At 51.7% G+C, this 16,870-nt stretch carries 13 protein-coding genes and 1 tRNA gene; 8 read left to right on the forward strand and 6 right to left on the reverse strand.

Features of this window, described 5'->3' with window-relative positions; all coding sequences use genetic code 11:
* Nucleotides 1-15: 15 nt before the first annotated feature.
* The 5 genes from QF669_02390 to QF669_02410 all read left to right on the forward strand — a co-directional run bounded on the left by QF669_02390 (nt 16) and on the right by QF669_02410 (nt 8,153).
* The gene (locus tag QF669_02390; GenBank protein ID MDP6456294.1) at nt 16-2,736 is read left to right on the forward strand and encodes a TonB-dependent receptor; all 2,721 of its coding nucleotides are present in this window, start codon (nt 16-18) and stop codon (nt 2,734-2,736) included.
* Nucleotides 2,737-2,847: 111 nt separating this feature from the next.
* Entirely contained in the window at nt 2,848-5,838 is a 2,991-nt protein-coding gene (locus QF669_02395) for a hypothetical protein (protein MDP6456295.1), read from the forward strand.
* A 34-nt stretch (nt 5,839-5,872) separates the two neighbouring features.
* Nucleotides 5,873-6,934 (forward strand): PorV/PorQ family protein, encoded by a 1,062-nt coding sequence (locus QF669_02400; protein MDP6456296.1) that lies wholly within the window; start codon nt 5,873-5,875, stop codon nt 6,932-6,934.
* A 71-nt stretch (nt 6,935-7,005) separates the two neighbouring features.
* Nucleotides 7,006-7,617 carry a nucleoside recognition domain-containing protein gene (locus QF669_02405; GenBank protein MDP6456297.1) on the forward strand — a complete coding sequence of 204 codons (612 nt, stop codon included), beginning with the start codon at nt 7,006-7,008 and terminating at the stop codon, nt 7,615-7,617.
* A gap of 2 nt (nt 7,618-7,619) precedes the next feature.
* On the forward strand, nt 7,620-8,153 hold the full coding sequence (locus QF669_02410) for a spore maturation protein (protein ID MDP6456298.1): 534 nt from the start codon (nt 7,620-7,622) through the stop codon (nt 8,151-8,153).
* Between the two features lie 105 nt (nt 8,154-8,258).
* On the opposite strand, the gene QF669_02415 is transcribed toward QF669_02410, so the two are convergent.
* The 5 genes from QF669_02415 to QF669_02435 all read right to left on the reverse strand — a co-directional run bounded on the left by QF669_02415 (nt 8,259) and on the right by QF669_02435 (nt 14,779).
* Nucleotides 8,259-9,188: a homoserine kinase gene (locus QF669_02415; GenBank protein ID MDP6456299.1), complete on the reverse strand. Its 930-nt coding sequence runs from the start codon at nt 9,186-9,188 to the stop codon at nt 8,259-8,261.
* 1 nt (nt 9,189) lies between these two features.
* Nucleotides 9,190-10,539 carry a threonine synthase gene (thrC, locus tag QF669_02420; GenBank protein ID MDP6456300.1) on the reverse strand — a complete coding sequence of 450 codons (1,350 nt, stop codon included), beginning with the start codon at nt 10,537-10,539 and terminating at the stop codon, nt 9,190-9,192.
* A gap of 22 nt (nt 10,540-10,561) precedes the next feature.
* Nucleotides 10,562-13,018 (reverse strand): glycosyl hydrolase family 18 protein, encoded by a 2,457-nt coding sequence (locus QF669_02425; protein ID MDP6456301.1) that lies wholly within the window; start codon nt 13,016-13,018, stop codon nt 10,562-10,564.
* The gene (gene lysA, locus QF669_02430) at nt 13,011-14,300 is read right to left on the reverse strand and encodes a diaminopimelate decarboxylase (protein ID MDP6456302.1); all 1,290 of its coding nucleotides are present in this window, start codon (nt 14,298-14,300) and stop codon (nt 13,011-13,013) included. Before lysA ends, QF669_02425 begins: the two co-directional genes overlap by 8 nt.
* A gap of 80 nt (nt 14,301-14,380) precedes the next feature.
* A complete protein-coding gene (locus tag QF669_02435) occupies nt 14,381-14,779 on the reverse strand; it encodes an FxsA family protein (GenBank protein MDP6456303.1) in 399 nt (132 codons plus the stop codon).
* Between the two features lie 120 nt (nt 14,780-14,899).
* Between QF669_02435 and QF669_02440 the strand changes: the two genes are divergently transcribed.
* From QF669_02440 to QF669_02450, 3 genes are all read left to right on the forward strand, one after another.
* Nucleotides 14,900-15,145, forward strand: coding sequence for a BolA/IbaG family iron-sulfur metabolism protein (locus tag QF669_02440; GenBank protein ID MDP6456304.1), 246 nt, complete (start codon nt 14,900-14,902; stop codon nt 15,143-15,145).
* 18 nt (nt 15,146-15,163) lie between these two features.
* Nucleotides 15,164-15,499, forward strand: a complete 336-nt coding sequence (gene grxD / locus QF669_02445; GenBank protein MDP6456305.1) for a Grx4 family monothiol glutaredoxin — start codon at nt 15,164-15,166, stop codon at nt 15,497-15,499.
* Nucleotides 15,500-15,588: 89 nt separating this feature from the next.
* Nucleotides 15,589-15,660: transfer RNA gene (locus QF669_02450), tRNA-Glu, on the forward strand.
* A gap of 388 nt (nt 15,661-16,048) precedes the next feature.
* Here QF669_02450 and QF669_02455 read toward each other — a convergent pair.
* Nucleotides 16,049-16,681, reverse strand: coding sequence for a phenylalanine--tRNA ligase beta subunit-related protein (locus QF669_02455; GenBank protein MDP6456306.1), 633 nt, complete (start codon nt 16,679-16,681; stop codon nt 16,049-16,051).
* Between the last annotated feature and the right edge of the window lie 189 nt (nt 16,682-16,870).

Below are 16,870 nucleotides of genomic sequence, written 5' to 3' on the forward strand. Positions count from 1 at the left end.
TTTTCTACTGAAAGGATGATCCGACTGAAACCGAAGATCCTGATCTTCCTGATCACGGCCTTTTCGTTGTTGCATGCCGGCACGACCGGGAAGCTGAGGGGTGTGGTGAACGGTGCTGATAGACAACCGTTGCCCGGCGCGAATGTCCTGGTGGAAAATACTTTCCTTGGTGCTGCTGCTGATCAGGATGGATACTACTATATCCTGAACATTCCGCCGGGAGTGTACACTGTCACCTTCTCCGTGATAGGTTACAAGACATTGAAGGTAGAAAATGTCAGGATTCAGACCGATCTGACCACTGAGCTCAATGCCAGCATGGAAGAGACGGTGCTTGAAGCCGGCGAAGAGGTGACGGTCGTAGCTCAGCGATCCATGATTCAGCGTGACGCCACTGCCAGCGCGGTGGTCATTTCATCGGACATCATTGCTGATTCTCCTATTGAGACCTTTCAGGCCATCGTGCAGACTAAGGCAGGTGTAAGCGCCGACGCCAGCGGCGCACTCCATTTTCGTGGCGGCAGGGCCGATGAGATAGTCTATCTTGTGGATGGTGTACCCAACGTCAATCCGTACATCAGCAGACTGGGAGTGGATATTGCAACCAACGCTATTCAGGAACTGTCCGTACTCACCGGTTCTTTCAGTGCTGAGTACGGTCAGGCTATGTCGGGTGTGGTTAACATAGTCACCAAGAATCCCGCTCCTGAATACCACGGATCTATCTCTTTTATGGGCGGTGATCTGAGTACCAATTACGATATCGATATTCATGATATGATAAGGGATCAAGTTGAACTGTTTGATAGTGGCAACAATCAGGAACTGGAAGCCACTGTCTCAGGTCCTTTCCCGTTCTTCGACCGTCTGCGTTTTTTCGCTTCGCTCAGAAAAGTTACCCAGCAGGGATACCTTTTCGGCCTCTCCCGTTATACTTCTTACGGCGTTGAGAAGGATTCATCCGAATGGAAACCTTTTCCCATGAACCCACTGGAGAAACTGAATCTGCAGACGAAAATTTCCTTTTCGCCCTTCAGTAAGGTCAAGTTGCAGTACAATCTTCTCGTGGAGGACAGTTTCTGGAAGAGCTACTCTCATCCCAGGAAATATCTTGAAGAAGGTCACTACCAGAACTTCAAGGACGCGGTGAGTCACATGTTTAAGCTGACACATCAGCTGAACGCGCGGAATTTTTACACGGTCAGTTACTCGCGTATCAAGAACAACTATGAATATTTTGCTTATACAGATCGCGAGGATGAACGCTATGTCTGGGGCGGCTATTACATCCAGGACAGCAATTATGAGTTCTACACTGGCGGGACGAATAACGGTCACCATGAGCGTAAAATAACCACCGATCAGGTGACAGCACAGCTCATCAGTCAGGTGAATGACCAGCATGAAGTAAAGGTAGGGTTTGAAGGGAAAGTCCACGATTTCTATCTCTTCAACTGGACGACGAATGTTGACCGGAGAGACGAGCCGTGGATAGACATCAACGGCAATAGCGAGTATGATGTGGGTGAAGAATTTACGGATCTAGATGGTAGCGGAGACTGGAGTCCTGCCAAGGATGACAACGGCAACGGAGAAGCTGGCGATATCATAGTAGGATCGGGCGCATATTTCGACAGGTACAGTCCCAATCCGAAAGAATACTCCGCCTACATTCAGGACAAGATTGAACTGCGGGAGATGGTAATCAATGTTGGCTGGCGGTGGGAATATTACGATACAGGTGGGCGTGTCGCCCTTGATTGGACTAATCCTTCACCTGACAGCACTAAAGAGGCAGCGCCCAAGCATCAGTTCAGTCCGCGATTCTCTATTGCTTATCCGGTAACGGACAGGGGAAAGCTTTTCTTCTCTTACGGTCACTTTTTCCAGATGCCGCCCTATTTCCGCCTCTACCATAATCCCGATTTTGATGTCCTCCCCGGTGTTATCAAGAGCGACATCGGCAACGCAGATCTGAAGCCTCAGAAGACAGTGAGCTACGAGGTCGGATTTGAGCAAGAGGTGGCTGCCGATGCCGCCATCTATATGAAGGCTTACTACAAAGACTTCCGCAATCTTCTGGGTCAGCGCGTCTATATTCTTCCCGGTGGATCGGATTCCTATGCTCTGTTCATCAACCGGGACTGGGGCAATGTGAAAGGGATATCGTTCAGTTTTGATAAGCGGTTTACCTCTTTTGTTTCCGGCTCAATTGACTACACATATCAGGTGGCTGCAGGAAACGAATCAGATCCCACCCGTACGCGCCGTGACTACCGTCTTTCCATTGAACCACAGAAAAAAGTCGTCTTCCTAAGCTGGGACCAGACGCATACCTTACGCTTTAATCTTAATATCGGACGACCCGGGAGTTGGCGCGTGAGTACCATCGGCGTTGTTGAGAGCGGCTATCCTTATACGCCCAAAGATGTTAACGAACTAGTGAGGATTGCAGAAGAGAACTCTGGCAGAAAGCCGGAACGGGTGAATGTGGATATAACAGCCTACAAGAACATCAGGCTGCCGCTGGGGTCGAGAGCTATCTCATACAGGTTGTTCGTGAAGATATATAACTTGCTGGACCGAAGAAACGAGAATTATGTGTGGGACAGTTCGGGCAGAGCAGGATATTCCCTTGGGCGATATGGCGGCTGGTCTACGCCTGAATGGGTAAATCGGCCCAACTGGTATTCTAAACCGAGACAGGTATATCTCGGAATGTCGGTTGAGTTTTAGTCGGAAAATCTTGTGCAAATAAGAATCTCTCCTTTGCTGCTGATATTCGTTCTTTGCTCATTCATTCTTGTCCTTAGAGCTCAGGAAGTGGTTCGGCGCCCGGCCGGCCCTATGAAAACGTGGAGTAAGAAGGACTTCGACACCTACATCCGCCAGCTTGAGGGTAGGAAGCACCTCTATAAATCTGCCGCCCACGGTGATCGGAAGTTTGGCCTTCACGACGGCAACAAGATGAGAACACTTTTCTACAACTACGGCTCCATCGGCAGACCCAATACTGAGCCGTCCATGGAGTGGCCGGCCTACTCAGGGCACGGCTATGCGTATGAATTCGGTGCAATCGTCGGCGCCCAGGTGGTGGATGCATATGGGGACACCGTGGGGATTTTTTCTGACGGCATGCTTGACGGTGGAGATTATGATCCGACGGGAGGTGCAAACTGGTGGGGCTGGGAACCCCTCCCCGGTTATGCTGCTGTATCTCCTAATGAAAATATTGCTGCATCGAATAATCCGATGACGTGGGGATATAACTTTCCGACAGATGAAGAAGGCAATCTGCTCTGGCCGGGACAGTTCGGTGATGGCATAGTTACCGCTGATCTAGAGAGCTATTTTGTTATGGATGACCGCTTCAACGCCGAGTTTGAGTATTACCCTTCTCCATCGGATTCATCCCTGAGAGGTACCGGAGTTGAGGTGGAGGTGAGGGGATACCAGTATGCAGCGTCGGTAGCTGAAGATATCATATTCTTCCAATATAATGTGACGAATGCCAGTGAGAAGCGGCTGGAAAAGGTCGTGCTTGGTATGATCGGCGATCCCCACATTGGCGGCGCTGGCGACTTTTCCGACGATTTCGCTGCCTTTATCAACAGTGATGGGACCGACGGTTTTACGGGGGAGGTTCTCGATGTAAATGACATGGTTTACTGCTGGGATAAGGAAGGCTCCGGCAACGATTATGCTATTCCGTGGGACGACCTGGGATGGATGGGATACAAATTTCTTGAGAGTCCGGGGATTGTTGACGACGGTGTTGACAACGATAATGACGGTATGGTTGACGAGAGTCAATACGATAATTTCGATAACGATGGTGACTGGCAATCAAGTGATGAAGAGGCGACGGCGGACACGGCCGAAGCGAGAGAATGGTGGGACGAGAAAATGTGGAACGGTATCGACGATGACGGTGACGGCAGAGTTGATGACTGGGGCGATCTTGACGGCAAAAGCGACGACCTGAATGGGAACGGTGTTCCTGATGCGGATGAACCAGACTTTGAGTTGACAGATGTGGACGAAAGCGACATGCTCGGGCTCACCAGCTTCTGGGCTCCTATCTACGGAACTGAAGAGGCCGGTATGGATGATAAGATGTGGAAACGGATGATTCCAGGCACTTTTGCCACGGGAGGCGATATTGCACAGGACGCAGATAACATCTTCATCTTCGGTACCGGCTATTTTTCGCTGGACCCGGGGGAGTCCCAGAAGTTTTCTATTGCTGTCATCATGGGGCAAAACAAGGATGACCTTCTCTCCAATGCCAAGGTGGCCGACTGGATTTATAAGCTGGGGTTCCAGTTCACGAAGCCCCCGGACAAACCGACCGTTGTTGCGGTTCCCAGTGATGGACAAGTGACCCTCTACTGGGATGACATTGCCGAACAGTCAGTCGATCCAGTAAACGGCGAAGATTTTGAAGGATATAAGATTTACCGTAGTACGGTAAAGGGTCAATGGGGAAAGGAATTGACGGACAATCAGGGTATCTCTGTCGGTTACATGCCCATCGCTCAGTTCGATCTTGATGACGATATTGAAGGGACTCACGAGGTCGCTTCCGCCGAAGGGTATCATATGGATATGGGGGACGACACAGGGATTCGAAGAACATTTATCGATTCCAACCTCGTAAACGGGCTGACATATTATTATGCCGTCACGGCTTATGATCAGGGGAGTGTGGAGGGAAATATTCCACCTCTTGAATGTTCGAAAAATCTCGGTGATGTGAACGTGATGGAAGCGACTCCCAACGCTCCAGCCGCGGGATATGAGGCGGCCGGCGTCACTGTGGAGCACTATGAAGGATTTGGTTCCGGCACAGTGACTGCCAATCTAATCGATTTTGTGAATATGGATGCTTCCGTCGGCTACGATCTGGGAATCAGCCAATCCGGTTCAAAGAGTTACGTGACAGTGACGGAGGTAGCCGGTGAGGATTCGACCGTTATCTGGGATTCTGTTCCGGTGAAGGAGGTGGAGGCGAATGGGCTTGGTATCGGCGTTTCAGAATTGTTTGTGCTCGATGTAGGGGTGGTGCTTGATTCGGCGAAGTGGATTACGGGAACGGAGTACTTCGACTTCGAAATCATCGGTGGTAGTGTCACATATCCCCGCGATCTGGAAATTCGTTTCTTTGATGATCATGCCGATTCGTCCATCATCTCGGCTCTTCCTATGCGTTTCCAGGTGTGGAACGTGAACGAAAACCAGCAGATGGATGTTTATTATCTCGATAAGGATGGTGATGATCAGGTATCCATCGGTGATGAGATTCAGCCGGTGATTTATCAGGGCGGCACACCCAAAGCTGTATGGAAGATCACGCCTGCAATGCCGAGCGATTCTCTGCTGGCTGGGACGCCCCCGCCGGAGGGCAGCACCATTAGTATCTGGGTGAGTAAACCGTTCGGCTCCGAAGGAGTGGATGACCGCTACCGTATCGGTATGACTTCGGCATCTGTTGATGAGAGCAAAGTGAGTACGGAGATGGAAATGATTGCTGTAGTTCCCAATCCCTATGTGGCGGCTTCTACTTTTGAAACGCCGCCGCCGCAGGTCTTCTCCGCGGGCCGGGGCGAACGACGAATCGACTTTATCCATCTGCCTCAGGAGTGCACTATACGAATTTTTACCCTGGCAGGCGATCACGTTCGCACCATCGACCACTCGGGCACTATCTTCGATGGGACGGAATCGTGGAACCTATTGAACAAGGACGACCACGATATAGCGCCGGGAGTCTACATCTACCACGTGGAGACACCGGACGGCTATGAGAAGGTTGGCAGAATTGGGGTGATAAAGTGACACATAATTCAGTGATGCCTGAACTGTGATGCTGATGAGATCTGCAAAAGAGTACAATAGCTTGAAGAAATCGTTCGGTAGAACATACTGTCTCTTCTTCTTTCTGCTCATGGGATTGACTGTACAGATAAGTTCCCTTTCGGCGACTACCAAGGCGGGGACGTCTGTGGCGCAGTTTCTTAAGATTGGCGTCGGTGCAAGAGGAGTTGCTGTGGGGGAATCGTTCAATGCACTGACCTCGGATGTGACAGCCATCTACTGGAATCCGGCGGGGCTTGCCAGTCTTGCACGCAATGAACTAGCTTTCTCCAATAACAATTGGTTTGCGGGGATTACTCATCAGTTCTTCGCCGTGGGTATTCCTCTCAGTGGTGCCCGCGGGACTGTCGGTCTATTTGCTATTAATCTTTCAGTCCCGGAGGAAGAAGTTAGAACAGTTTATCAGCCGGAAGGGACGGGTGAATTTTTCAGTGCTGGCAATCTCGCCATAGGCGCCTCCTATGCCCTTTCCCTTACAGACCGCTTCTCCTTCGGGTTCGTGGGCAAGTACGTTCAGGAATCGGTCTGGTCGATGCATTCCTCAGCGGTGGCACTGGATATCGGTACTCTCTACCGCAGTAGTTTCAGGAATATTCGCATCGGCATCGTTCTCAGCAATTTCGGCACGAAAATGCAGCTGGAAGGGAGAGCTAATCTCCTTTTCGTTGATCCTGACCCATTTATTGAGGGGAATACTGAAACTATCCGGGCAGAGTTGGAGATGGGAAAGTGGGACCTTCCTCTCTACGTCAGGACGGGAGTGGCATTTGACCTCGTCCAGTCCAAGGCGTTCACAGTGTCTTATGCTGTTGACATGCTTCACCCGAATGACAATCGTGAGTTTGTAAATACAGGTATCGAAGTTGCCGTCAGTGATATGATCTTTCTCCGGGGAGGTTACCGGGGGCTTGGGATGGACGAACTTGAAGGTGGATTTGCTTTCGGCGCCGGTCTCTCCATCTCTGTGGGACCGTCGTCTTTCAGCGTGGATTATGCCGTTACAGATTTCGGCCGCCTTTCGGATGTCCATCACCTCACGCTGGGACTAGGATTCTAGATCGGCTTGGTCACTCGCTCTTCGCTTTTATCTCTTAATAATTTCCCCCAATCAATTGCTGTGATAGCCTCATGCTGAATTACATTTGGTTGGGAATGATTTTGCTGTCAGTGGTTGTCGGTACCGTTACAGGCAAGATAGATGCAGTGACAGAAGCGGCCATCAGCAGTGCCAAGGCTGCGGTTGAACTGGCCATCGGCCTCATCGGTGCCATGGCTCTCTGGCTCGGACTGATGAAGGTGGCGGATCAAGCCGGACTGGTTCAGCTTCTGGCGAAGGGAATCAAGCCGGTCACGAAGAGACTCTTTCCTGAGATCCCGGAGGACCACCCGTCCATGGGAGCCATGGTGCTCAATATTTCAGCGAATATCCTCGGCCTGGGAAACGCTGCAACGCCCTTTGGCATCAAGGCCATGGAAGAGCTGCAGAAGCTTAATCCAGTGAAAGAGACCGCCACTAATGCCATGTGCATGTTTCTGGCCGTTAACACCTCAAGCGTCCAGCTTCTCCTTCCCGCCACGGTAGTGGGAATCATGGGGGCTACGTCCAGTCAGATATTCATTACTACTATTCTTGCCACGTCGTGCTCCACGGTTGTGGGGATTCTGGCCGCTAGGTCATTGGAAAAAGTTAGAGTATTCAGGAGAGATGAAGGGGAAGATTCTATCGAGATTCAGAATTGATCATGGAGATCATCAATACAGTTTCCAAATACGTTATTCCATTCCTCATCGCTGCTATTCCCCTTTACGCTCTCGCGGTGAAACGGGTAAAAGTATACGAGGAGTTTGTGGAGGGAGCCAAGGAAGGTTTTACCATTGCCGTCAGGATCATCCCCTATCTGGTGGCGATTCTTGTGGCCATCGGTATGCTCCGGGCCTCTGGCGCGCTGGAGTGGATACTCGTCGGCTTGAAGCCCCTCCTGTCGCTCATCGGTTTTCCTCCTGAGAATCTCCCGCTTGCTCTCATGCGCCCCCTTTCGGGCAGCGGATCTTTTGGCCTGCTGGCTGACCTTGTCAATGAATACGGAACCGATTCATTGCAGGCAAAGATTGGAGCGACGATGTACGGATCTACAGAGACGACATTTTACGTTTTGGCCGTCTACTTCGGAGCGGTGGGTATCCGCAAGACGCGTCATGCAGTTGTGGCGGGACTCATCGCCGACATCACGGGGGTTCTGGCCGCTGTCTATATCTGCCGCTTGTTCTTTTCGTAGCTGCTGAACTCAGGCGTGGGATTCAGACTGGACTACGTCAGCAGAAGCTTCGGCGTATTTGATGTACTGTCAGGATACTCTTTGAGTTTCGAGTTCTAGCCTGATCTATTCATCAACCAGCCGCGTCCCCTCAAGGTCAACCTCCGTGATGATGCTTTTACACTCAACGCCAAACTGCTTAAAGGATCGTACCATGGCGTCTTCGATGAGATAGGGGTGGTTGTTGGTGTAGTTGGTGATGGCGAAGAGGGTAGGTCCCGAACCGGAAATGGCGACGCCGTCGGCCCCGGATTTTAGGGCATTCTCCTTTACCTCCTCGTAGCCTTGAATCAACTGCGCTCGGACAGGCTCAACGACCACATCATTCAGACTGCGGGCGAACAGATCATAATCGTTCTTGGCGAAAGCGGCAGAGATGAGGCAAGAGTTAGCCATGTTGTTGACGAAGCCGTCGAGAGGGACGGTGTCCGGTAGTATCTCTCTTGCTTCCCGCGTGAGGATTACCACATCCGGCGTGACGAGGATGATGCGCAGGTTATCGATGTGGCCGATCTTGGTGACGTCGAGGGGAAGCTTCGAGCGGGTGAGTGTGGCGCCACCTAAAAGGCACGGCGCTGTGTTGTCGGCGAAGAAGCCGCCGGAGACGTGTTCCTCGGCTTTGGTTGCCGGGAGAATGAGGTCTTCCTTCGAGAGTTGATCGCCGTAGAGATGATTGGTGGCGAAGGCTGCGGCCGCAGCCGAGGCAGCGCTCGATCCAAGCCCTGATCCCGACGGCAGTCCCTTCCTGATCTTGAGTTCCACTCCCCCGTCTACTCCCAGGAGTTTCAGCACTTCTTGGGCGGCGATGCCGGCGGTGTTTTCGTTGGGATCGGTGGGGAGGTCGTGCTCGGACTCGATCTCGCTGATGAGTATGCCGGAGTCTGTCTTCCGAGCTTCGATGACGTCACCCCAGCCACCTATCGCCAGCCCCAGCACGTCGAAACCGGGACCGATGTTGCCGATTGTGGCTGGTGCGAATACCTTGATCCAGTCCATGTTAGGAATTTCCTATGAGATAATCCTTGAATGAGGCATAGTCGTTGTCTAGATGGTCAGCATGACTTCTTCGGTCAGCAAATTTACGAAACGATTCGGGTGGCGCAATTTCAATATCTAGGGCTTCCTCAAGAATGCTCGGGAACTTTCCCGGATGGGCAGTTTCGAGGCAGATAGCGGTCGCGGAGTTACCCTGCTGCCTGAATCTCTTGAGGGCCTCGAGACCGACAGCGCCGTGGGGCTCCACCAGAACGCCGTGCTCTGCGTACACCTCCTTGATGAGGGCTACCGTGGCATCGTCGCTGACGGAAGTAGAGAAGAAACATTCTAGCATCCCGCTGATGTCGGGTGCCCTGGTCACAGTGCCGTCTTTGGTGAGGATGCCGCCGTACAGATCAAAGTAGCGCGCCAGATTGCTCGGGTTGCCGACATTCATGGCGTTGGAGAGGCACGCCCGGGACGGATCAACTTTCTCATAGACTCCGGTCTGAAGGAACCTCGGGAATTCATCGTTCTCATTGACGGCAATAATGATCCTTCCGACTGGCAGGCCCATCCGTCTGGCAAGCTCACAACCGAGGGAATTGCCGAAATTGCCCGATGGGACTGAGAAAACTACAGGTTGAGGATATTCGGCAGTATTGATGTAGGCGTAGACGTAGTAGACGATTTGCGGCAGGAGCCGGCCGATATTGATTGAGTTGGCGGAAGTGAGGTTGAGGTTGGTGAGATCGGAATCGGTGAAAGCCGCCTTCACCAGTTGTTGACAGTCGTCGAACTTCCCATCCACCGCTACCGCCTGGACGTTTTTCCCGATGGAATCGAGCTGCTGTTTCTGGATAGTACTCACCTCTTCTCGCGGGTAGAGGATGAACACACGGAAGCCGTCAAGACCGCGGTAGGCCTCCCCAACGGCGCTCCCCGTATCACCGGAGGTGGCCACCAGCACTGTGATCTCCCGGTCGCCGGGCCGGAGATGGGCCATCATACGTGCCATGAAGCGTGCACCGAAATCCTTAAAGGAGGCTGTCGGTCCCCGGTCGAGTCGCATAAGATGAGTCCGTTCATCCAACTGCTCAATGGGGATTTCAAAGTCGTAGGCGTCGATGACTATTCTCTCCAGATCATCACCGTCTATCTCGGTGCTGAGATACTTGTGGAGAAGAGAGCAGGCAACTTCAGCATACGGCTTGCCCACTAGGGATAACAGCTCCTCCCCGGAAAGGGCCGGAATCTGATCAGGCATGAACAGACCGCCATCGGGCGCGAGACCCGTGAAGAGTGCATCACCGAACGGTACCGGGTCGCCAAGTGAGAGCGCCCTGTCGGTACTATAATATAGAATAGTCATATTCTTCGGCACGGCGAGCAAGTTACCTGAGCAGACTGAACTTCTTTATCTCAATGTTGTCTTCCCAGCGCAGAACAGCCGTGTAAACACCTGAAGGAGCTATCTTACCTGACGGGAGTTTTCCATTCCACGTCACAGTTGTTCTGTCAACGAGCTGTTCACCTTCCAGTGGCAAAGTTGTCACCAATCTCCCTAGAATATCGATAATCTGGATTTGAGCAAAATTCGCTCTCCAGGAATCGGAGGATATCTGAATTTCAAGGGTGACCCTGGAATTTGATGGATTGGGGAATACGTTCATTAGGCTGATTCTGTCCGGAAGTGAGGTAACTCTACTGCTGATACTTACGACGGGGGCGAAGTAGTCGACAATGTTTTGCATCACGGCATCCCGTGTTTCACTGGGGTATATGGCTTCAAACGGCACAGTCAGATAGACCACCGCCCCTTCTTTGTGACTACCGTTGAAATTGCCGCGGAATTCGATTCCGGTGCCCCCTCTTGAATCGTAGTTGACGCCAGAGAACTTAAGATTAATTTCAGCAGCAGCGACAGGTTTGATGCCGTCGGGCCAGTCAACATCATACGTTCCGTGGCTTCCGTCATCAAATGTCAGACTTGTTATGCCAGCGAATATTCCGTTCTCACTGCCGAATGCTTGATACGTTCCCTGTTGTCCCCCGGCGGCGTCAGAGATGTAATCAGCTTTGAGAAAATTGCTGTAGAACTCCATATCATCAGTGTCCCCTTTTTCCACCAGATCGTATCCGATTTCCGATCCTGATACAAAAAGGGCGCCGCCCGCCAACAGGAAATCTTCCACCTGTGCCTGTTCCGCTTTGGAAAAACTGCTGGTGGCTGTTCCCTCTTCACCCAGAATCCAGTCGACCATGCTGTAGTTGTTCAGATCGATCATACCTGTCTCCACCGCTTCGTTAGTACACGAATCAAAGGTGTAATTCGATGCCTGAATTGACGGTGCGTGCCTTTTGATGAAATCGCGGGTATTGCTTGTACCGCTGATACGATCAAAACCGTTGACTATCAATGCGGGCACTTCACTACTGGATGGAGTGACTCCCAGAACTTCGGTGGCCGGGCTCTCACCGAAATCGTTTTTCCCCGTTACGCGGAGATAGTAGATCTCGCCTTCATTCAGGTCTGTTAAAAAGATGGGGTGAGATGAAGAAGAGTCCAGCAAGGCGGTCTCACTGGCGGCAAACCAGCGATAGATTTGGTATTGGTTTGCTGTTTCGGCGCCTGAAAAAGCTACTCTTACGGTTCCGTTGCCCTCATTGGTGATGCTGAGATTCACAGGCGCTGTGGGGGGTGCTGTTGCTCCGAAATGGTCTGCCAGGGCGCCCCACAACTCTGGTTGGGTGCCGTCATAGCCGAGGGCCCAGATGCCGATCCCATTGAGCCCCTTTTCGAGAGCCAGATCGTATTTGTAGGAAAGGCTGAGAGAATCGTCGTACCACCCCTGAAACCAGTCCGGATTTTCGAACCGGTACCACGGCGTCAGGGATTCCTCATCCCACAGCCTGCCGTAGCTTTGCGCAAGAGCCTCAGCCTCCGAATAGAACTTAGCGCTGCCTGTCCCCTTGGTACCGGCCCTCTTCTGGCCAGACGCTGTGGGCCACTGGTAGCCGTAGTAGGGACAGCCCAATATGATCTTGTCTTTTTGACCGTCTGTCTTGTTGAGATAGTCGTTCACTGTCCATGTGACATTGTACGTTCCCCATCCCGTGAGGGGCGAAACGGGGCCTGCTTCTGAACTGCCGCTCCAGTGATAGCCGTAGCCCATGATCATAAGGCCGTCACACGCCTCAGCGAGTTTCTTGTAGTCGAAGGCATCCGACCAGTCAACGGCGGGCGTCGCCATGGTGACCTGTGATCCGGGAAGGGCGGTATGGAATGTGTCGGTTAGCGCCTCCATAAAGGTAGTAAGGTTGTTTCTCTGAGAAGAAGGGACACCCTCAAAATCTATGTTTACGCCGTCGGCTCCCGCCTCTTCCACTTCTTTCAACAATTTCGTCGTGAGAGTTTTTCTATTGGAGGAACTTTTCAACAGTTTCTCAATCGCATCGCTGTCGAATAAGATGACGACGAGCACCACGCGGACCCCGTAGGAATGAGCCTCACTGATCAGGCTGGTGACAGGCCAGCCATGTCTTTCTGAAATGGTTCCGTTGCCGGTTACTTCAATCCCGAAATAGGCCACGGTCGAAAGCAGATTGAAATTGTAGTTTTGCCACGCAGTTCCCATCCAGTACGGGTGGTAGCCGAAGACCTCGACTGAGGGACCAGCGATGCGGGTCATAAGAGGGGCAAGGCGGTTCGCCGACTCGGTCCTCAAACTGGGGAAGAGATGCCGGTACTGCTCATGCTGAATCTGATGGATGCTCTCGTGAGGCTGGGAGAGGAGGGAAGACAAGAGCATCATTGTGAGCAGACAAAAGGTTTGCTGAGACCTAATCACTCTTGCGATCCTCATCCCAGTTGCAGAGCCGAAAGACATCATCGATGGTTTCCCTCTGGCGTATCAGGCTTGGTTCTCCGTTGAGGAGCAGCACTTCCGCCGGACGGGGTCGCGTATTGTATTGACTCGCCATGACGAAGCCGTAAGCGCCTGTATCCATGACGGCAACGAGGTCACCTTCTTCCACTTGCGGGAAAGGCCTGTCTGTTGCCAGTCGATCGGTATTTTCGCAGATACCGCCGGTGAAATCCACTGTGGCTACGTGAGGCGCATCAGGCTCACCCACTTTGTATATCTTGTGATAGGCTTGGTAGAGGGCGGGACGGAGGAATGTATTCATGCCAGCATCGAGACCGATAAAATCCTTGTACCCCTTCTTCTTGCCTGTGATGCGCGACAGCAGCAGGCCGGCATCTCCCACCAGATATTTACCCGGTTCGATGAGTAGTCTGGGTGCTTCTTGCCCAGAATCGTAGAATTGAGCGAAGACGAGCGCCAGCTGCCGGAACATCTCTTCGATATCCACCACCGCCTCATCCTTGCCATAGGGGATGCCCAGACCGCCACCGAGACTGACGTAGCTGAATCGAATGGAGAGACTGTCTTCGATCTCCCGCGCCGTCTCCAGAATGGTAGTCATTACCTCCACAAAGTAGGTGATTTCTAGGTTGCCTGATCCGGGCATACATTGCAGTCCAAAGTGTGTAATGCCGTCGTGGTGGGCTTTCCGGTATGCGTTGATAATCTGCTCTTTCGGAATGCCAAACTTGGCCTCTTTCCCCCCGGTAACGATGGCCGGGAAAGTTCCCTTGCCGAAGCCGGGATTCAGGCGGAATGAGATTTCATCCGGCAGGCCTATCGTTTTGAGGCGGTCGTAGGAGGTAAGGTCGTCAAGGTTCAAATGTACGCCGGAGTCGAGAGCAGTTTTCAGTTCATCCGTACTCTCATAGTTTCCCGTGTAGATACATCTTGCGGGTGCTATCCCAACTTTTTGTGCGATGAACAGTTCGCCGCGGGATGAGCAGTCGGCTCCCAGGGACGGCAGCGCCGATTTCATAAGGGACACAAGATGGGGATTGCTGTTAGCCTTGAGTGCGTAGCAGATCAGGTGGTCAGCAAAGTGTTCAGCCATGGCGCTGTCGAGCCGCTCTACGTTTTGTTGCAAACGGTCACCATCGTAGAGATAGAGAGGCGTCCCAAACTCGGAAGCGATAGACTCCATCCGTTCCCTGTCAGAGATGAGGGAAAGCAGAGGGTGAGTGGCGTCGGTTTTCTGTGTCACTTGAGTGTTCTGGTGAATGTGTAAACGATGTTCAAAGATAGGGAGCGAGTTCTGAACATCTCAAAGGTTTTCTGGCGATGTTAGCGAATGATATGGGTAAAGCCGGACTGGTGCGACTGTCGCATATCATCGAACTTCGCCCTGAGCCACCTCTTTATCATCTTCCGCGTCAGAGGAATCAGCAGACCGAAGCCGAACAGGTCGGTAAGAAGACCGGGCGTGAGCAGAACGATTCCGCCAATGAGAATGAGCAGACCATCTATCAGTTTGTCGGCGGGCATCCTTCCGGCTGTCAGCTCATCCTGAATCTGGATCCATATCCAGAGACCCTGTGCCCGCGCCAGTGTTGCCCCGATGATTCCTGTTGCCACCACCAGAAACATGGTGGGCCAGAATCCGATTTCGGAGCCCAGCTTGATCAGGATGACCATCTCCACGAAAGGGAGACCGACAAACAGTACAATAAGTTTCGCTAACATTCGGCAGTTTCTATCTACGCTATATAGAACTTACAACGCAATGATGAGGAAAGGCTATACGACAAATATCGTCGTAGTCGTTGTAATAGGTCTCCCCTAATCCGTAAATTGACCTTAATAATGACGTCTGAAGAAGTACAGCATCTCATTGAAGAAGGGCTTTCCGGAGCTACCGCGGAGGTGACAGATCTCCAAGGAACAGGAGATCATTTTTCGGCTGTGGTAGCGTGGAACGGCTTCACGGATATGACACTCGTCCAGCAGCATCAGGCTGTATACGACACATTGGGTGACTTTCTCACCAGAGAGATTCACGCCCTTCAGTTGAAGACGCAGACAGCTAATGATGTTTCGGAAAAAGATTAAAGTAGGGAGGTTTGGAGAATGGATTTAAAGACAGAGATTAAAAATACCATCGATGAAAACATGGTGGTGCTGTATATGAAAGGGACGAAAGAGATGCCCATGTGTGGTTTTTCCAACGCTGTGGTGCAGGTTCTGGGGGAATATGGGATTCCTTATGTGGATGTGAACGTGTTAGAGGATCCTGAGATTCGCGTGCGTCTTTCTGAGATTTTCAACTGGCCTACCATTCCACAGCTGTTCATCAACGGCGAACTGGTTGGTGGGTGCGACATTACGCTGGAGCTTCATCAGAGCGGCGAGTTGAAGCGGCGTCTGGAAGAAGCTGAAGAAGAGGCTCTCTCTTCCGGCGAATAAGGATCGGTTTACACTATAATTCTGTCTGTTCTCTTTGACGGTACGGCAGTATATTTGCGCGCCTGATTTGACGTTACATCAGATCAACTGGCCCCTTCGTCTAGTGGTTAGGACATCAGGTTTTCGACCTGACAACAGGAGTTCGATTCTCCTAGGGGTCACTCCTCCGGCGCACCTTCAAGGTTTTGGAAACCTTGAAGGTTTTCCTCGTGATCGGAGGACTTGGGAATAATGTGAAATCCCGGGCACTCATCTCGTGAGCAGCATCTTGCGGGTCTGAGTGAAATCGCCGGCCCTGATCTGATACAGATACACACCCGCGCTGACAGGCTTTACCAAACCATCCGTACCGTCCCATGTGTAGGAAGGAAGAATTGGAGAAGTGGGTTTAGTTAATTAGATGAGGCTACAGAGGAAGCAACAACTGCACCTATTACTACAGCTATAATTATTTCGTTAATTGTATTTGATATTGATTCAGCAACAGATTTGTGCGTGATTCAGGATGCCCTCTGCCCGTTTGTCCGCTGAATTTGCTTGGGTGTGAATCTACGACGGAGGTCCGGCGGTATAGACCTGAAGCAATTCTGTTTCAGCTTCCGGAGCAAAGAGCAGTACGTTATCGCGGATTGAATCAAGCTGCTCACTGACAGCAGCAGCAGGAACCCCGGGTGGGGCATAGGCCACGTAAAGGGCCCGCCGGGTTTTTGGAGAGATGGGCGTTCGCTGATCCTGGCCGTAGATAATGGTACAGACAATCCCGTCTGCGTCGGACATCATCATGTCTCCTGGTTTCAAGGATTTCAGTACGCCGTTCATTTGAGTAAAATCGTCTCCTGCCTGAGTCACATCGATCCTGAGGGGATTTCGAAGAAGGTCGGCATCATGACCTGCTGTAAGGATCAGGGTGTTCAATTCAGCGGTAAAATTTGCATCTACGAGAGGACTGATATTCGGCAGAGGCTTCCCTTTGTGAACCACTGACTCCAGCTGAAGCTGAACGTGATAGGTTTTGTTGAATCGCCTGTAGTAATTCCGGTATGCTTTTAATACTTCAAGTTCCAGAAGGTCCGCCCGGGAAAATTTGGAATACTTTTCACGAAGGGTTGCTTCCACCTCCTGCTTCCTCTGATCCAGGGGCGTTTCGCGTCTGGTATTATCCACGTTTCCCAACAGCACCACTCCCACATGGCCTCCTGGAAACGTTTCGTGCCAGCTATCGCTTACTTCAACAATAGCATCTTACGGGTCTGAGTGAACTCTCCAGCCTGTATCTGGTACAGGTAGACTCCAGCACTTACTTGTCTGCCTAAGTCATCCGTACCATCCCAGACAGCTATCTTGTTACCAGCATCCTGTGATTGATTTACA

Source organism: Candidatus Neomarinimicrobiota bacterium (assembly GCA_030743815.1).
Classification (GTDB): Bacteria; Fidelibacterota; Marinisomatia; order Marinisomatales; family S15-B10; genus UBA2146.

Excerpts from the sequence above, each read along its gene's own strand:
- QF669_02405 (MDP6456297.1), top strand. The coding sequence starts at position 7,006 with ATGCTGAATTACATTTGGTTGGGAATGATTTTGCTGTCAGTGGTTGTC.
- QF669_02410 (MDP6456298.1), top strand. The coding sequence starts at position 7,620 with ATGGAGATCATCAATACAGTTTCCAAATACGTTATTCCATTCCTCATC.
- QF669_02395 (MDP6456295.1), top strand. The coding sequence starts at position 2,848 with ATGAAAACGTGGAGTAAGAAGGACTTCGACACCTACATCCGCCAGCTT.
- QF669_02415 (MDP6456299.1), bottom strand. The coding sequence starts at position 9,188 with ATGGACTGGATCAAGGTATTCGCACCAGCCACAATCGGCAACATCGGT.
- grxD (MDP6456305.1), top strand. The coding sequence starts at position 15,164 with ATGGATTTAAAGACAGAGATTAAAAATACCATCGATGAAAACATGGTG.
- QF669_02435 (MDP6456303.1), bottom strand. The coding sequence starts at position 14,779 with ATGTTAGCGAAACTTATTGTACTGTTTGTCGGTCTCCCTTTCGTGGAG.
- thrC (MDP6456300.1), bottom strand. The coding sequence starts at position 10,539 with ATGACTATTCTATATTATAGTACCGACAGGGCGCTCTCACTTGGCGAC.
- QF669_02390 (MDP6456294.1), top strand. The coding sequence starts at position 16 with ATGATCCGACTGAAACCGAAGATCCTGATCTTCCTGATCACGGCCTTT.
- QF669_02440 (MDP6456304.1), top strand. The coding sequence starts at position 14,900 with ATGACGTCTGAAGAAGTACAGCATCTCATTGAAGAAGGGCTTTCCGGA.
- QF669_02400 (MDP6456296.1), top strand. The coding sequence starts at position 5,873 with ATGAGATCTGCAAAAGAGTACAATAGCTTGAAGAAATCGTTCGGTAGA.